At 64.8% G+C, this 16,446-nt stretch carries 16 protein-coding genes and 1 riboswitch; of the genes, 9 read left to right on the top strand and 7 right to left on the bottom strand.

Annotated elements, in window-relative coordinates; genetic code table 11:
• Positions 1-4: 4 nt before the first annotated feature.
• Genes LHJ54_RS06015 through LHJ54_RS12760 form a run of 3 tightly spaced genes read left to right on the top strand, consistent with a single transcriptional unit; the run spans position 5 to position 1,091 of the window.
• The gene (locus tag LHJ54_RS06015; protein WP_228243006.1) at positions 5-487 is read left to right on the top strand and encodes a hypothetical protein; all 483 of its coding nucleotides are present in this window, start codon (positions 5-7) and stop codon (positions 485-487) included.
• Entirely contained in the window at positions 484-789 is a 306-nt protein-coding gene (locus tag LHJ54_RS06010; protein WP_228243005.1) for an I78 family peptidase inhibitor, read from the top strand. Before LHJ54_RS06015 ends, LHJ54_RS06010 begins: the two co-directional genes overlap by 4 nt.
• Before the next feature lie 35 nt (positions 790-824).
• The gene (locus LHJ54_RS12760) at positions 825-1,091 is read left to right on the top strand and encodes an I78 family peptidase inhibitor (protein WP_373457058.1); all 267 of its coding nucleotides are present in this window, start codon (positions 825-827) and stop codon (positions 1,089-1,091) included.
• Here LHJ54_RS12760 and LHJ54_RS06005 read toward each other — a convergent pair.
• Positions 1,060-1,500: a hypothetical protein gene (locus tag LHJ54_RS06005; RefSeq protein ID WP_228243004.1), complete on the bottom strand. Its 441-nt coding sequence runs from the start codon at positions 1,498-1,500 to the stop codon at positions 1,060-1,062. The genes LHJ54_RS12760 and LHJ54_RS06005 overlap by 32 nt on opposite strands.
• Between LHJ54_RS06005 and LHJ54_RS06000 the strand changes: the two genes are divergently transcribed.
• The 4 genes from LHJ54_RS06000 to mmsB are packed head-to-tail and all read left to right on the top strand — an operon-like array spanning position 1,499 to position 5,422.
• Positions 1,499-2,650, top strand: a complete 1,152-nt coding sequence (locus LHJ54_RS06000; protein ID WP_228243003.1) for an acyl-CoA dehydrogenase family protein — start codon at positions 1,499-1,501, stop codon at positions 2,648-2,650. The genes LHJ54_RS06005 and LHJ54_RS06000 overlap by 2 nt on opposite strands.
• Before the next feature lie 2 nt (positions 2,651-2,652).
• Entirely contained in the window at positions 2,653-3,699 is a 1,047-nt protein-coding gene (locus LHJ54_RS05995) for an enoyl-CoA hydratase/isomerase family protein (protein WP_228243002.1), read from the top strand.
• The gene (locus LHJ54_RS05990) at positions 3,696-4,493 is read left to right on the top strand and encodes an enoyl-CoA hydratase-related protein (protein WP_373457057.1); all 798 of its coding nucleotides are present in this window, start codon (positions 3,696-3,698) and stop codon (positions 4,491-4,493) included. Before LHJ54_RS05995 ends, LHJ54_RS05990 begins: the two co-directional genes overlap by 4 nt.
• 59 nt (positions 4,494-4,552) lie before the next feature.
• Positions 4,553-5,422, top strand: coding sequence for a 3-hydroxyisobutyrate dehydrogenase (gene mmsB / locus LHJ54_RS05985; protein ID WP_228243001.1), 870 nt, complete (start codon positions 4,553-4,555; stop codon positions 5,420-5,422).
• Here mmsB and LHJ54_RS05980 read toward each other — a convergent pair.
• Positions 5,409-6,140 carry a hypothetical protein gene (locus tag LHJ54_RS05980; protein ID WP_228243000.1) on the bottom strand — a complete coding sequence of 244 codons (732 nt, stop codon included), beginning with the start codon at positions 6,138-6,140 and terminating at the stop codon, positions 5,409-5,411. The genes mmsB and LHJ54_RS05980 overlap by 14 nt on opposite strands.
• Positions 6,141-6,353: 213 nt before the next feature.
• Between LHJ54_RS05980 and LHJ54_RS05975 the strand changes: the two genes are divergently transcribed.
• Positions 6,354-7,604, top strand: coding sequence for a lipopolysaccharide biosynthesis protein (locus tag LHJ54_RS05975; protein WP_228242999.1), 1,251 nt, complete (start codon positions 6,354-6,356; stop codon positions 7,602-7,604).
• A gap of 2 nt (positions 7,605-7,606) precedes the next feature.
• Here LHJ54_RS05975 and gcvPB read toward each other — a convergent pair whose 3' ends face one another.
• The 4 genes from gcvPB to gcvT all read right to left on the bottom strand — a co-directional run bounded on the left by gcvPB (position 7,607) and on the right by gcvT (position 12,187).
• A complete protein-coding gene (gene gcvPB / locus LHJ54_RS05970; protein WP_228242998.1) occupies positions 7,607-9,178 on the bottom strand; it encodes an aminomethyl-transferring glycine dehydrogenase subunit GcvPB in 1,572 nt (523 codons plus the stop codon).
• Positions 9,175-10,539: an aminomethyl-transferring glycine dehydrogenase subunit GcvPA gene (gcvPA, locus tag LHJ54_RS05965; RefSeq protein WP_228242997.1), complete on the bottom strand. Its 1,365-nt coding sequence runs from the start codon at positions 10,537-10,539 to the stop codon at positions 9,175-9,177. The genes gcvPB and gcvPA overlap by 4 nt, the downstream gene beginning before the upstream one ends.
• Positions 10,540-10,640: 101 nt before the next feature.
• The gene (gene gcvH / locus LHJ54_RS05960) at positions 10,641-11,012 is read right to left on the bottom strand and encodes a glycine cleavage system protein GcvH (RefSeq protein WP_228242996.1); all 372 of its coding nucleotides are present in this window, start codon (positions 11,010-11,012) and stop codon (positions 10,641-10,643) included.
• Positions 11,013-11,017: 5 nt separating this feature from the next.
• Positions 11,018-12,187 carry a glycine cleavage system aminomethyltransferase GcvT gene (gcvT, locus tag LHJ54_RS05955; RefSeq protein WP_228242995.1) on the bottom strand — a complete coding sequence of 390 codons (1,170 nt, stop codon included), beginning with the start codon at positions 12,185-12,187 and terminating at the stop codon, positions 11,018-11,020.
• Between the two features lie 148 nt (positions 12,188-12,335).
• A riboswitch (glycine riboswitch) is annotated at positions 12,336-12,430 on the bottom strand.
• Between the two features lie 135 nt (positions 12,431-12,565).
• Here gcvT and LHJ54_RS05950 point away from each other — a divergent pair.
• The gene (locus LHJ54_RS05950; RefSeq protein WP_228244311.1) at positions 12,566-13,795 is read left to right on the top strand and encodes a cation:proton antiporter; all 1,230 of its coding nucleotides are present in this window, start codon (positions 12,566-12,568) and stop codon (positions 13,793-13,795) included.
• On the opposite strand, the gene metH is transcribed toward LHJ54_RS05950, so the two are convergent.
• Positions 13,776-16,445 (bottom strand): methionine synthase, encoded by a 2,670-nt coding sequence (metH, locus tag LHJ54_RS05945; protein WP_228242994.1) that lies wholly within the window; start codon positions 16,443-16,445, stop codon positions 13,776-13,778. The genes LHJ54_RS05950 and metH overlap by 20 nt on opposite strands.
• Between the last annotated feature and the right edge of the window lies 1 nt (position 16,446).

Genomic DNA, 16,446 nt, shown 5'->3' with positions numbered 1-16,446 from the left:
CGATATGCGGGTTGCGACTGCGTTTGCCCTGCCCCTCCTCCTCGCCGCCTGCGCGCAGGACGAGCCTGGGCCAACGGATTCCGGCGGGGATGAGCCGCTGTCCAGCGCATCCACGTCGGAGGCTAGTCCCTCTATCACGGCTGCCGCACCCGGCCCCCTTGTCACCCCGGCCGGAACGATCCCTGCCGCGATGCAGGGTCGTTGGGGAATGACCGCAAACGACTGTGACCCGGCGCGTCCCGACAACAAGGGCTTGATGGTGGTCGGGGCCAACGCTCTGCAATTCTACGAGAGCCGCGGAACGGTAGGACAAGTTATCGCCAGCGATGCCAATCAGCTTACCCTCGCCGTCGCCTATACCGGCGAAGGCATGGAGTGGGAGACACAGGAGGTGCTAAGCCTTGCTGCCGGCGGGCAGACGCTGACGCGCCAGCAAAGGGATGAGAACGGCACCCACGGGCCGTTCACTTATCGGAGGTGCTTATGAGATATGTTGCCGTTCTGCTGGCTGCTGTGCCCTTGGCGGCATGCGCTACGAGCCAGCCGATGGACCCCGACGTGGCGGAACGGGTGGCGGGTGCGGACGGTGCCTGCAACGCCGCTGCTGCGGCCCAGCTTGTGGGTCAGTCGGCCACACCCGCGCTTGGCGCGCGGGCGCTGGAACTGACAGGCGCAAGAACGTTGCGGTGGGGTCCGCCCGACAGCGCCATGACAATGGATTACCGGCAGGACCGGGTAAACGTGTTCTATGACCGGCAAATGCGGGTGGAACGGATTACCTGCGGGTGAGGTCTGCAGCTCGCCTGCTCCCTGTTTTTGCCGGCATGTTTTTGGGCGGCTGCCTGGCCCCACAATCCAGCGACCTGCGCGAACGCGCCGCCGCTGCAGGACATTGCGACGATCGGTCTGCTCAAACCCTGCTTGGCAGGACGGCGAATGCTGCTCTTGGAGCTGAGGTCCTGCGACTGAGCCGCGCCCGCCATCTCGAGTGGATAGCGCCTGACATGATTGCGACGACAGCCTTCAACCCATGGCGCATCCGTGTCAGCTACGACGATACTATGGCGATCTTGGCGATCCGCTGCGGGTGAGCCTCGCCTCCACCGCAGCAGCCAACTCAGGCACCCCATTCATCCCGGCCAGCTCCTCCCGGCTGACGAGCACTTCCGGCATGCTAGCCCCCCGCCGCACCATCACCGCCGGCCAGGGAACCTGCGCCCTCGGGAACTCGCGCGCATATTCGTCGCGGTGCAGCGCGCGTGTGGGTATATCCAGACTCTCCACGAAAGCTGTCCATTCGCGTTTTTGAGTGAGCGCGCCATGGGTTATCATGCACAGATCGCATTCGTAGGTTTCCGGCCGCACGATCTTGTGCACCGCGTCCATCAGCCGCGACACCGCGCCGCCGTCGGCATTGAACACCAGGATCAGCTCATCCGCCGGCCTATTCATCCACTCACCCTTTTCCTGCGCCGATGGCATCGCTAGGGCAAATTGCATGAACGGACAATTCCAGCTCACCGACGACCAGCGCGCGATTCAGGAGATGGCGCAGCGGTTCACCGCCGACAACATCACGCCCTTCGCGGGAGAGTGGGACGAGAACAAGCACTTCCCGGTCGACGTCATCAAGCGCTCGGCCGAACTGGGGTTCGGTGCGATCTATGTGTCGGAGGACAGCGGGGGGATCGGGCTGGGCCGGCTGGAAGCGGCGCTGATCATGGAAGCGATGGCGTATGGCTGCCCCACGACCAGCGCATTCATCTCCATCCACAACATGGCCAGCTGGATGATTGACGCATTCGGCGGCGGGGAGCTGAAGGAACGGTTCCTGCCCGATCTCGTGACGATGCAGAACATCGCTTCCTATTGCCTGACCGAACCGGGCAGCGGCTCCGATGCGGCTGCCCTCAAGACGTCGGCCGTGCTGGATGGCGATCATTATGTGCTCAATGGGACCAAGCAGTTCATCTCTGGTGGCGGGGTCAACGACATCTATGTCACCATGGTGCGCACGGGCGAGCACAAGACGCGTGGCATCACCTGCCTGGTGGTGGACAAGGATACCCCCGGCGTCAGCTTCGGCGCACCCGAGAAGAAGCTCGGCTGGCACGCGTCTCCCACGGCTCAGGTCATATTCGAGGATGCAATGGTGCCGGTGGCAAACCGGGTGGGCGATGAAGGCGAAGGTTTTCGCATCGCCATGATGGGCCTGGACGGCGGACGCCTCAATATCGGCGCCTGCTCGCTTGGCGGGGCGCAGCGGTGCCTCGACGAAGCGGTCGCCTATACCAAGGACCGGCAGCAGTTCGGTGCGGCGATCGCCGACCTGCAGAACACGCAGTTCATGCTGGCCGACATGGCCACCGATCTGGAAGCGGCGCGTGCCCTCCTCTACCTCGCCGCCGCCAAGGTCACGGATAACGCGCCCGACAAGTCGCGCTTTTCCGCCATGGCCAAGCGACTGGCGACAGACAGCGGTTCGAAGATCGTCAACGACGCTCTGCAGCTGTTCGGCGGCTATGGCTATCTCAAGGATTACCCGATCGAGCGGTTCTGGCGCGACCTGCGGGTGCATTCCATTCTCGAAGGCACCAATCAGGTCATGCGGATGATCGTCGGCCGCGACCTGCTGCGGCAGGGGAATTGACCGTGGCAGACGTGCTTTCCCACACCCACGGCGCGGTCGGCCACCTGTCGCTCAACCGGCCAAAGGCGCTGCATGCGCTGACGCTGGAGATGTGCGAGACGATGAGCGAGGCGCTGTCCGGCTGGGCCGGCGATGACACGGTGCAGACGATCATCCTCGACCATGCCGAAGGGCGCGGGTTCTGCGCCGGGGGTGATATTGCATTCCTGCGCAATTCGGCGCTGAACGACGGGGGCAAGAGCGGCCGGGCGTTCTTCCACCACGAATACCGGCTGAACCACCAGCTGTTCACTTACGACAAGCCGATCGTGGCCTTCATGGACGGCATCACCATGGGCGGCGGCGTCGGCATCGCCCTGCCCTGCCGGTTTCGCGTTGCCACGGAAAACACCCGTTTCGCCATGCCCGAAAGCGGCATCGGCCTGTTCCCGGATGTCGGCGGCGGGTGGCACCTGTCGCGTCTGCCTGGCAGGCTCGGGCAGTTTCTGGCCTTGACCGGCGCCCGGCTGGACGGAGCGGAATGCCTGTGGACGGGTCTTGCCACCCACTACCTCCCGGCCGAAAAGCTGCCGGAAGCCAAGGCGCGTATCATTGCCGATCCTTCCCGCATCGCCGGCATCCTGGCGGAGCTGTCCGTCACTCCGCCAGAAGCGCGGCTGGCCGCGAACGAGGATCGGATCAACAAGCATTTCGCGTCTGACGATTACCGGACGATCCTGCGGTCACTGGAGAGCGACGACAGCGACTGGGCAGCCAGGGAGCGCGACACTCTGGGCACCAAGAGCCCCCAGACCTGTGCCGTCGCGCTGCGCCAGCTTGTCGAGGCCGGGCAGATGGACGATTTCGCCGACAACATGCGGATGGAATATCGCATTGCCTCGCGCGTGCTTACCCGGCCGGATTTTGCCGAAGGTGTCCGCGCAGTTATCGTCGACAAGACCAACGATCCGCAGTGGAACCCTGCCACGGCCGAGGAAGTGACGGATGCCTTGATCGACTCGATCTTCGCACCTTTGCCCGAAGAGGAAGAGTGGACGCCGTTCAGATGATGGAGAGCGCAGTGGAATACCAGACCATTACTACCGCCGCAAAAGGTGCGGTTACCGTCATCACGCTGAACCGCCCGCAGGCGCTGAATGCCCTATCCAGCGCGGTGCTGGAGGAGTTGATTGCCGCCTTCGCCGCTTATCAGGCCGACGATTCGCAGCGGTGCGCGGTGCTGACCGGCGCGGGCGACAAGGCGTTCGCCGCAGGGGCCGACATCAAGGAGATGGTGGAGAAGGAAGCCGCAGACTTCTACCTTCACGACTTCTTCTCCCGTTGGCAGAGCCATCTGGTACAGGCGGTGCGCAAGCCGTGGATCGCGGCGGTCAACGGTTTCGCGCTGGGCGGCGGGTGCGAACTGGCGATGATGGCCGACTTCATCATCGCTTCGGACCGCGCAAAGTTCGGCCAACCGGAGATCAAGCTGGGGGTCGCGCCGGGCATGGGCGGATCGCAGCGGCTGACCCGCGCCATCGGCAAGGCCAAGGCGATGGAAATGTGCCTTACCGGCCGGATGATGGACGCAGCGGAGGCAGAGCGCAGCGGGCTCGTCGCACGCGTCGTGCCGCATGACACGCTGCTGGACGAGGCGATGAAGACCGCGCAGGAAATTGCCGCCATGCCGCCGATGGCCGCCATCGCCAACAAGGAGATGGTGAACGCCGCCTATGAGATGACTCTGTCTGAGGGCATCCGCTTTGAACGCCGCCTGTTCCAGATCCTCGCCGCGACAGAAGACAAGGCAGAGGGAATGCAGGCGTTCATTGAAAAGCGTCAGGGGCAGTGGAAGGGACGATGAGCCGTCAACAGGAAGAGCGGGACTGCGGCCGCGCGGTTTGCACAGAAACGAGGTAGAACATGAAAATCGCCTTCATCGGACTTGGCAACATGGGCGGCGGGATGGCCGCCAACCTCGTCAGGGCGGGCCACACGGTGCGCGCGTTCGACCTCAGCGAGGACGCGCTGGCCCGTGCCGAACAGAACGGCTGCACACGGGCGACCTCCATCGCCGCGGCGGTCGCCGATGCCGAGGCTGTCGTCTCCATGCTGCCCAATGGTCAGATCGTGCTTTCCGCCTACACCGGCGAGGTCATCGGCCATGCCCCGCGTGGCGCGCTGTTCCTTGACTGCTCCACCATCGACGTCGCCACCGCCCGCGAGGCGGCCGAGAAGGCGCGCGAGGCAGGGTACGAGATGGTTGATGCACCAGTGTCCGGCGGCATCGCCGCGGCGGCGGCGGGCACGCTGACCTTCATGGTTGGCGGCAGCGCCGAAGCGTTTGCGCGTGCCGAACCGATCCTGCAAGCCATGGGCAAGGCCGTGATCCATGCCGGTGATGCAGGCAACGGGCAGGCTGCGAAAATCTGTAACAACATGCTGCTCGCCATCCACATGATCGGCACCTGCGAGGCGTTTCGCACGGCGGAGAAGCTCGGGCTGGACCCGCGGACGTTCTACGACATCTCGTCTGTCAGCTCGGGTCAGAACTGGTCCATGACCAGCTACTGCCCGGTGCCCGGCGTCGGACCGCAATCGCCGGCGGACAATGGCTACGAAGGCGGGTTCGCGACGGAACTGATGCTGAAGGATTTGCGCCTCGCCATGGAGGCGGCGGACAGCGCCGGCGTCACGGTGCCGCTGGCCCAGCGGGCGGCCGCCCTGTATGAGGATTTCGCGAACGCCGGTAACGGGCGGCGCGACTTTTCGGCCATCATCACGAGCCTCTGATCTCCGCGACGATCTGGTCGAGCCATCTCAGCGCGGCCGCATCGTCATCGACCTTGGCCACGAACTCCTGCCCCCGCGGCGCTGATCGCAGCCGGTTGCCGGGCAGCCAGCGATCGGCGCGTTGGTGGTAGGTGAGGTTGCCTTGCCTCAGCCAATCCGGCCGCCGCCAGATGCTCGGCGACGCTCCGGGAACGCTTAACCGCAAGGCGTCACTGGCATGATCGGCCTTGCGCCCTTTTCCGGCATAGATCGTGTCGTCCCGCCCCTCCTGCTGCAAGGCGTGGGGATGTCCAAGCAGCCTCAAGGCATCCAGCCGCGCCTGGGTGCAGCCATTCAGCGGCACGACCTCCTCAACCGCGAGATAGCCGAAGATCCGATGGTGCGGAGGCTGCCGTTCTTCGCGAAAGAGGCCAAAGAACAGAAACACGTCACCTGGCCCTGCCCCCTGATTGGCGAGATGCGACTGCGCCGCGCCGACCTGGCCGAACAGGCAGGTGCCATCGGCCAGGAACATGGGATCGTGATGGCAGAAGCTATGTTCGCCATAGCGCCCTCGGCTCGCCTTTGCGGCATGTTGGCCGAGCCCAAGCGAACCATAGGTCGTCCCGCACTCCGCAGCCCCTGGAATCGGCAGCGTCACCGGGCGCCCGTCGACAATCGGCGAGGGGCCGCCGCCCGCCGCGCTGTCGAACCCTTTGCGGCTGAAGATGATGCGCATCACCGGCACCCTGCCGCACCGACCGACGCGGATGCAAGGTTTGCCGCCAAGGCGAACTGTTGTTAAGGCAACCAGAGCAGAGTTACCGATCCCCTTCATGCCTGTCCTTTTCCACCGCCGCTCAGATTTGCGGACCGCAACTCTGGCCGTCCGCGCAAGCGGTCGGGCCGGCGGCACGGTCGTGGGCGGCCGATGAAGCGGCTGGCGACAAACATGGGCTGGCTGCTCGGCGGCCGCGGCTTCAATGCCGTGCTCAGCCTCGTCTATCTCGCGCTGGCGACACGCACCCTCGGGCTGGCCGGGTTCGGTCACTTCGCCCTCATCCTGGCGATCGGACAGACTGTTACCGGGCTTGCAAGTTTCCAGACATGGCAGTTCGTGGTTCGCTGGGGCGCAGGTTCGCAAGGCGCGGCGAAGGCGACCGGCTTTGCCATCGCGCTGGATGGCGTGTCGCTGGCGCTGGGCCTCGTCCTGGCGGCCGGTCTGGTCTGGACCGCACCTCTCTGGTTGCCATTGCCGCCCGAACTGCTGTGGACGGCGTTCGGTTACTGCTTCGTATCGCTTCTGGCGCTGCGTTCGACACCGACGGGACTGTTGCGCCTGCGGTTCGCATTTGGCCAGGCGGCGGCGGCCGACGCGGTGCAGCCGATCGTCAAGGCGCTCGGCGCGTTTCTGGCCGTGCTGTTCGAACCGACGGTGACAGGGTTCATCATCGCCTGGGCCGCTTCAGAGGCGGCGGTCGCGCTGGCCATGTGGATCGCCGCCGCCCGGCATGAGCGGATTGATCTGTCGCGCATCAGCCTGCGGCAAATTCCGGCGGAGAACCGGGACGCGTGGCGTTTCGTCTGGTCCACCAACATGATGGGGAGCCTCAATATCGGCAGCCGTCAGGTGTTGACCCTGCTGGTCGGGGCGATTGGCGGAGAGGCGTTCGCCGGCGCTTTCCGGGTGGCATCGCAGCTGGGGCAGGCGCTGATGCAACTGGCCCAGACGATGTCGAACGCGGTGTATCCCGAACTGGTCCATGCGCAGGATCAGGCGGTCGCGATGGCACGGCGCGTGGCCATCGTCGCGCTTCTCGGCGGGGCGCTGGCTGTGCTGATCGCGCTGCTGTTCGGTCGGCAGGCGCTGGCCCTCATTGCGGGACCGGAGTTCCGCGGGGTTTACTGGCCGATGATCATTCTCGCCATCGCTGGCGCAATCGAGCTGGTCGGGGCAAGCCTGCAATCCCTCCTCATCTCGGCCGGGCGGGCGGGTACAGCCTTTTTCGTGCGCGCCATCCCGCTGGCGCTTGCCTTTGCCTGTCTTGCTCCGGCGATGAACTGGCAGGGCGTCAAGGGAGCCGCGATCACCGTGCTGGGGTCCAGCGCGCTTGCGGTGTTCGGCTTCTGGGCCGCCATCCTGTCGCTTCAGGCGATCCGCATCACGGTTGCCCCGCCGCCAGAGGCGGACAGGTCGCCTTGACCTCAGGTCAGGTTGGGATCGTTCCAGGCCAGCACCGGCTTGCGCGCCGCCGCGGTTTCGTCGAGCCTCCTGCGGGGAGCATAATACGGCGCCTGCTTCAGACTCTCGTCACCCGCCCTGGCCCGCTCCGCCACGCTGCGCAGCGCGGCAATGAACTGATCCAGCGACGCCTTGCTTTCGGTTTCGGTCGGCTCGACCAGCATGGCGCCGTGCACCACCAGGGGGAAATACACGGTCATCGGGTGAAAGCCCTCGTCGATCAGACCTTTGGCGAGGTCGAGTGTTGACAGCCCGCCGCCAAAGCCACTGTCGGAGAACAGCGCTTCGTGCATACACGGACCGGCATCCGCAAACGGTGCGTCCAGCACGTCTTCCAGGCTGCGCAGCACGTAGTTGGCATTCAGCACCGCGTCCTCCGCCACCTGACGCAGGCCATCGGCACCGTGGCTGAGGATATAGGTCAGCGCGCGGGTAAACATGCCCATCTGGCCATGGAAAGCGGTCATGCGGCCAAAGGATTGCGCATGATGTTCCCCGGCGGTTTCCTCCTCGACCAGATGGAAGGTGCCATCCGCCAGCTTTTCGACGAACGGCAGGGGCGCAAAGGGCGCCAGCGCTTCTGAAAAAACGACTGGGCCACTGCCGGGGCCGCCGCCGCCGTGGGGTGTGGAAAAGGTCTTGTGCAGGTTGATGTGCATGGCATCCACGCCAAGATCTCCGGGGCGGACCCGGCCGACAATGGCGTTGAAGTTCGCCCCGTCGCAATACACCAGCGCCCCCGCTTCGTGGACCGCGTCGGCGATGCGTTTGAAGTCCCGCTCGAACAGGCCGCAGGTGTTCGGGTTGGTGATCATCACCGCCGCCACATCGGGGCCAAGCCGTGCCTTCAATGCTTCGAAGTCGACGCGCCCATCCGCGTTGGCCGGTATGTCCTCCACCTCGTAACCGGCAAACGCAGCGGTGGCAGGGTTGGTGCCGTGGGCGCTCTCCGGGCACAGGATCACCCGCCGGGCGTCGCCGCGGGCAGTCAGGGCAGCGCGAATGGCGAGAACACCGCACAATTCCCCATGCGCCCCGGCCTTGGGGCTCATGGCGACTGCAGGCATCCCGGTCAGCGTCTTGAGCCATTCGGCCAGTTCATAGATCACCGCCAGGGCACCTTGCGTTGTGGTAGCGGGCGCCAGCGGATGCAGGTCGGCGAACCCCGGCATCCGGGCCACTTTCTCGTTAAGGCGCGGATTATGCTTCATGGTGCAGCTGCCCAGCGGAAACAGGCCGAGGTCGATGGCGTAGTTCTGCCGGGACAGGCGGGTATAGTGGCGGACCGTCTCAGGTTCAGACAGGCCGGGCAGGTTGATCGGCGCTTTGCGAGCGAAGGCACCCAGCCGGTTCGGTTCGGCCGGGTCCGCCTGAGGCAGGTCGACACCCGTTGTGCCAGCGGTGCCGATATCGAAGATCAGCGGCTCTTCCAGCATCAGCGCGCGGTTGCCGGTGCTGGTCGGCGGTCCGCCGAATGCGCCTGCATCGCTGACGGGGGCGACCGGCTTCCAGCCTGATTTGTTGGGTGCGTTCATGCCAGAACTCCTGCAAGGCTGGAAGCAAGCGCTTCGATATCGTCTTCAGTGGTTGTTTCGGTCACCGCGATGATCAGCCCTTCGGCCAGCGTCTGCTGATCCGGGTAAAGCCTGCCCAAGGAAACGCCTGCCAATACCTGCTGTTCAGCCAACGCACGGACAACCTCGCGCGCATCGTACCCGTCCAGTACGACCGTGAATTCGTTGAAGAAGCTGTCGTTCAGCACGCGCACGCCAGGAAGTGCCGCCAGGCGGGCTGCGGCCCGGCAGGCGAGCCGGTGGTTCTCCGCCGCCAGCATCCGCAGGCCCTGTTCCCCCAGCAGCGTCATGTGCACGCTGAACGCCAGCGCGCACAGGCCGGAGTTGGTGCAGATGTTGCTGGTCGCCTTTTCGCGGCGGATATGCTGCTCGCGGGTGGAAAGCGTCAGGACGAAGCCGCGCCGGCCTTCAGCATCGACTGTTTCCCCGCACAACCGGCCCGGCATCTGCCGCACATGCTTCGGATCGCGCACCGCGAACAGGCCGAGATACGGCCCGCCGAACTGAAGGCCGACGCCGAGCGCCTGCCCTTCACCCACCACGATGTCGGCACCCATTTCACCGGGCGACACGCAGGCACCCAAAGCCACCGGTTCGGTGTTGACGGCGATAAGCAGCGCCTTGTGCGCCTTGGCCGCCTCGGCGATGCGCGCAAGATCGGGCAGCCGGCCAAGGATGTCGGGATATTGCACCACCACGCAGCTGGTGTCGGCGTCGATCTGCGCGATCAGCACATTTTCATCGCAACCCGGCTCCAGTTTCAGAGCATTGCCGGCAATTTCATCGCCGGTGAACTTCGCCATGGTTTCGACAACCTTGACGTAATGCGGGTGCAGCCCGCCGCTGAGTACCGCGCGCCGCTTCTTGGTGACCCGCGCAGCCATGCTGACCGCTTCCCAGCAGGCGGTCGACCCGTCGTACATCGAAGCGTTTGCGACAGCGCAGCCGTACAGGCGCGCCACCTGGGTCTGGAACTCGAACAGCATCTGCAGCGTGCCCTGCGCGATTTCCGGCTGATAAGGGGTATAGGCCGTTAAAAACTCGCCCCGCTGGATGATGTGATCGACGGAAGCCGGGATGTGGTGGCGGTAAGCGCCCGCGCCGAGGAAGAAGGGCACGTCGCCGGCTGCGGTGTTTCTCGCCGCCAGCGATCGCATATGCCGTTCCACGGCCAGTTCGCTGGCGTGGTGCGGCAGACCCTCGATCGGGCCGGCGAGGCGCGCTTCCTGCGGAACATCGACGAACAGCGCATCGACATCCGGGGCGCCAATCACGTCCAGCATCGCACGGCGGTCAGTGTGGGTCAGGGGCAGATAACGCATCGTTTTCTTCTTTCCACGTTTCGACGGCTTACTGGAACCTTGTTCGTGCGGAGCGCCATACCGCTGCGACAGCCACCACCTCTACAGACCGCGTTCTTCGATCACAGATTGGCGACAAACTTCCCGTATGCCTCCTCGTCCATCAGGCCGTCCAGTTCGCCTTCGTCGGCAACCGTCAGCTTGAAGAACCAGCCATCCTCTTCGGGCGACGAGTTTACCAGCGATGGATCATCCTCAAGCGCGCCGTTAGCTTCGATGACGGTGCCGGTGATGGGCGAATAGACGTCGCTGGCCGCCTTGACACTTTCTACCACGGCTGCGTCCTTGCCCTTCTCGATCTCGGCGCCTTCCTCGGGCAGCTCCACGAACACGATGTCGCCAAGCTGGCCCTGCGCGTAATCGGTGATGCCGACCGTGGCGGTGTCGCCGTCGATCTCGACCCATTCATGGTCTTCGGTGAAGTAGCGGGGCATGCGGTTCAACTCCCTCTGTGATAGCGGTGCGGTACGAAAGGCAGCGGCGAAACGCTGGCAGGCAAGCGTTTGTTTCGCACTTCCACCTCCAGCCTGGTGCCATCGTCGGCATGATCGCCAGTGACATAGGCCATGGCGATCGGATGGTTCAGCGTGGGGGAGAACCCGCCGCTCGTCACCAGTCCGACCTGCCTGTCTCCAGCGAACACCTTTGCCCCCTCCCGCGCAGGCATGCGCCCTTCGAGCACCAAGCCGACCCGGCGTTCCGCCACCCCATCGGCAAACTTGGCCGCGCAGGCCTGATGACCGATCCAGCCGCCTTCCTCCCGGCGCTTTTTGGTCAGGGCAAAGGACAACCCGCCGCTGACCGGATCGCGGGTAGGGTCGAGATCGTGTCCGTAGAGGGGCAGTCCGGCTTCGAGCCGCAGGGAGTCGCGCGCGCCCAATCCGGCGGGCCGTATCTCGATCTCGGCGCACAACCGGTCCGCCAGCATCTGCGCCTGTTCGGCGGCGACGGAAATTTCAAAACCGTCCTCGCCCGTGTAGCCACAGCGAGAGATGCGCAGGGGCAGCTCGCCGAACTCGTAAGTCATCGACTGCATGAAGCTGAGCTGTTCGGGAACACCGCGCATCACCCGGTTGAGCGCTGTGGCCGCGCTGGGCCCCTGAAGAGCAAGCAACGCCTGCTCGTCCAAGTGGGTCAGCGTCACCTCGTCCGGCAGGTGTTCGCGCAAATGGGCAATGTCATCCCACTTGGTTGCGCCGTTGACGACCAGGTAATAGGTCGGCTCTCCCCACCGACCTGCTTCTCCGGTTTCTTCGTCCGCCGGAATCCAGGGTGTCGCATTGGTGACCATCAAATCGTCGAGAATGCCTCCCTCCTCGTTCAGCAGGAGAGAATAGCGGACCCGCCCTGGCTTCAGCGCGGACACGTTCGCCGGCATCAGCGCGTCGAGTGCGGCAGCCGCGCCGTCGCCCGTCACCAGCAGCTGGCCCATGTGGCTGACATCGAACAGTCCGGCATGATCGCGGGTCCAGTGATGTTCGGCCACGATGCCCTCATACTGGATCGGCATCTCGTAACCGGCGAAGGGCACCATCCGGGCGCCCTTGCGGCGATGCCAGGCGTCAAGTGGCAGCTTTTCCACTTCAGGCTGCGTATCCGTATCGCTCACTCGACATTCCCCGGCAGGCGCGGCCGCGCTTCAGGAATGAAGGCGGTCCGCTGCCCCCTCTGTCGGGAAACCTGAGAGCTTCGCCCGCCGGTGCGGCGGATTACCCCTTCGGTGGCCGCGCAACGCGCGACGCTTTCCAGAGTGTCAGAAGGCGCGCGCGGTCCGGTGGCCTGAGAGTTTCCGGGGCGGTTGCTCCTTCGGCGCCGCGCCATTGCTGGCGGCGGACTCTCCCGCGCGTGCCCGCCGCAGAATCGCTTCCTTGGCCGACAACGGGTTCCTGCGCGAAGAACAGCCACCGGTCAATCACCAAGGGATGCAGCTAAGTTCTTTGCAGTGGATGATTTAGGCTTCTGTCGCTAAGCGGTGTCGGGGGTTCTCATGACGCTGGTGGAAGTTTTCCTGATCGCGCTCCTGATCATTTTCGCCGTGCCCTGGCTGGTGTGGCGGGGGTTGCGCACGGATTACTGGGCGCCGCTGGTGGTGGTGCAGATCATCGCGGGGGTGCTCCTTGGACCGGGTGTCCTTGGCGCCGTTTTTCCGGATTACTACGCGTCTGTGTTCCGGCCGGACACGGTCACGGCGCTCAGCGGCCTCGGCTGGTGGGCGGTGATGATGTTCGTCTGGGTCGCCGGGCTTGAACTCGACCTGCGGCAGGCATGGGTCGCGCGGCGGGAAAGCGGTCTGACGGCAGGCTTTGCCCTGCTCACGCCGTTTCTGTTCGGCTGCGTGGCCGCACTGGTGTTGATTGGCTGGAGCAGCGGCTGGGCCGGGCCGACGGGTCAATCGTGGCAACTGGTTCTCGGCATCGGCATGGGCTGCGCGGTAACGGCGCTGCCCATACTCGTTCTGCTGCTGGAGAAGCTGGGCCTGCTGCGTCAGCCGCTTGGGCAGCGCATCCTGCGGTATGCGTCGCTGGACGACATCGCCATTTGGGGCATGCTGGCGCTTATCCTGCTGGATTGGGAACGGATCGGCCGGCAGCTTGTGTTCCTGGCCGCCTTCGCCGTGATTGCCTTGGCCATGCGCCGGATTATGCCGCGCCTCGGCGTCCACGACCGGTGGTATGCGGGCCTTGTATGGCTGGCGCTGGCCGCGCTCGGCGCCGACTGGTCCGGGCTGCACTTCATGGTCGGCGCGTTCCTTGCCGGCGTGGTGCTGAATGCCCGGTGGTTCGGCGAGCAGGCGATCGACAGCTTTCGCAACACGGTGCTGCTGACCGTCATGCCGGTGTTCTTCCTTTCCACGGGCCTCAGAACGCAATGGGACATGGGCGGCCTCGCCGTGTTCGGCGCGGCGGCGCTGCTGCTGGCAGCTTCGGTGGGAGGCAAGATCGCCGGGTTGACCCTTGCCGGCCGCCTGCTGCGCTGGCCTCCTGGAGAGGCGCGGCTGGCCGGCTGGCTGCTGCAGACCAAGGGGTTGATCGAGATCATCTTTGCCAATGTGCTGCTCGACCGGGGTATCATCTCCAACGAGACGTTCACTGCGCTGTTGTTGATGGCGATTGCCTCTACCATGCTGACGGTGCCGGTGGTGACGCCGCTGCTGCGCCGCTTGACAGGGCAAGCGGCCAACCGCGCGCGGCAAGAGGTCAATCGAGGTTCGGTCTGAGCCAGCGTTCTGCCTGGGCCATGTCAACGCCGCGGCGGGCGGCGTAATCGGCCAGCTGATCGGGCCCGATCCGCGCCACGCCGAAATAGCTGCTGTCGGGATGAGCGAAGTAGAAGCCGCTGACGGCGCTGGTGGGCAGCATCGCGAAGCTCTCTGTCAGTGATGCGCCAATACATTCCTGCGCGTGCAGCAGGTCGAACAGGATCGGCTTCAACGAATGGTCCGGGCATGCCGGATAGCCGGGTGCCGGACGGATGCCGCGATACTGCTCCTTGATGAGCGCTTGCGCATCGAGCCGCTCTTGCGATGCATAGCCCCACAGATCGGTCCGGACGTGCTGGTGCAGGCGTTCCGCAAACGCCTCGGCGAACCGATCGGCGAGCGCTTTCAGGAGAATGTCGGAGTAATCGTCATGCGCTGCCTTGAACCGGGCGACATGCTCCTCGATCCCGTGGATCGCCACTGCGAAGCCGCCGATCCAGTCATCGGCCGTGTCGATGAAATCGGCAAGGCAGTAGCTGGCGCGGTCGCGGCTTTTCCTGACCTGCTGCCGCAGGAACGGCATGCGGACGAGGGTATCGCCCCCCGATGCCGGCGGGCTGGTCACGAGCGTCCGCCCATCCGCCGAATGGGCGGCCTCCTCAACCGCCAGCGGCGGGACGATAAGAATGTCATCCCCATCCCGTGAGGCCGGCCACAGCCCGCATACTCCCTTTGCGGTCAGCCAGCCTTCCGCCACGATGCTGTCCAGCATCGCCTGCGCATCGGCGAACAGGCTGCGGGCGCTCGCTCCAACCACCGGGTCGGTCAGGATAGCGGGGTAATTGCCATGCAGCTCCCACGAGCGGAAGAACGGCGTCCAATCGATGTAATCGCGCAGGTCCGCCAGCGGCCAGTTATCGAACACATGCCGGCCGGGTCGCGCGGGCGCAGGCGCCTTCAGGGACATGTCCGCTTTAAAGCCGGCCGCTCTGGCTTCCGTCAGGGACAGCAATTCGGACGCACCCTTGCCTGCCCGCTTCTCCCGCACCTCGGCATATTCCTCAGCAGTGGATGCGACCAGTTCGTCACGCCCGGTATCGGACAGCAGCCGGCTTGCAACACCCACGGCGCGGCTGGCGTCGAGAACATGGATGACCGGGCCGCTGTAGGCAGGATCGATCTTCAACGCGGTATGCACCTTGCTGGTCGTTGCCCCGCCGATCAGCAGCGGCATGGTCATGCCTGCCCGCGCCATCTCCTCGGCCACCGTCACCATCTCGTCCAGCGACGGCGTGATGAGGCCGGACAACCCGATCATGTCCGCGCCATGTTCGTTCGCGGCTTCCAGGATGCGCTGCCACGGCACCATCACGCCAAGATCGATCACCTCGTATCCGTTGCACTGCAGCACCACGCCGACGATGTTCTTGCCGATGTCGTGCACGTCGCCCTTGACGGTGGCCATGACGATCTTGCCCTTTGCCCGTGCGCCAGCTTCCTTTTCCGCTTCGATGAAAGGAATGAGGTGCGCGACCGCCTTTTTCATCACGCGGGCGGATTTCACCACCTGCGGCAGGAACATCCGGCCGGAACCGAACAGATCGCCGACGACGTTCATGCCATCCATCAACGGACCCTCGATGACGTCGATCGGCCGCGCGGAGGTCTGCCGCGCCTCCTCCGTGTCCTCGACCACGTGGGCGTCGATACCTTTCACCAAGGCATGCTCAAGGCGGCGCGCAACCGGCCACCCGCGCCATTCAGCGGCCTCCTTCTCGGCCCGGGAATCATGGCCCTTGTAGCTTTCCGCGAGATCGATCAGCCGCTGCGTGGCGTCAGAACGCCGTATAAGGATGACGTCCTCGCACGCCTCACGCAGAACCGGGTCGATGGTATCGTAGATGTCGAGCTGCCCGGCGTTGACGATCGCCATGTCCAGCCCGGCCGGGATCGCGTGATACAGGAACACCGAGTGCATGGCGCGGCGAACGGTTTCGTTGCCGCGAAAGCTGAAGGACAGGTTAGACAGGCCGCCACTGACCTTTGCGCGGGGGCAGCGGGCCTTGATCTCGCGACAGGCCTCGATGAAATCGAGCGCATAGCGATCGTGTTCCTCGATCCCGGTGGCGATGGCAAAAATGTTGGGGTCGAAGATGATGTCTTCGGGCGGAAAACCGCTCGCCACCAGCAGATCATAGGCGCGGGTGCAGATTTCCACCTTCCGCTGTCTGGTGTCCGCCTGGCCGATCTCGTCGAACGCCATGACGACGACTGCTGCGCCATAGTCCATGCACAGCCTCGCCTGCGCGAGAAACGGCCCCTCGCCCTCCTTCATGCTGATGGAATTGACGATCGGCTTGCCCGATACGCATTTCAGTCCGGCTTCGATTACCTCCCACTTGGAACTGTCCACCATCACCGGGACGCGGGCGATGTCCGGTTCGGCCCCGATCAGCTTGAGGAAGGTCGTCATGGCCTGGACTGAATCCAGCAGTCCTTCGTCCATGTTGACGTCGATGATCTGCGCGCCGTTCTCCACCTGGCTGCGCGCGATCTCGACGGCGGCGGTGTAATTGCCTTCCATCACGAGTTTCTTGAACCGGGCAGACCCGGTTACATTGGTACGCTCGCCGATGTTGACGAACCGGACGGTCGACGGGTCATTCATA

Origin of the sequence: Porphyrobacter sp. GA68 (assembly GCF_022605525.1) — a bacterium.
Taxonomy (GTDB): domain Bacteria; phylum Pseudomonadota; class Alphaproteobacteria; order Sphingomonadales; family Sphingomonadaceae; genus Qipengyuania_B.
Note: the sequence above shows the minus strand (reverse complement) of the source record. Positions and strands in the feature narration are given on the sequence as shown.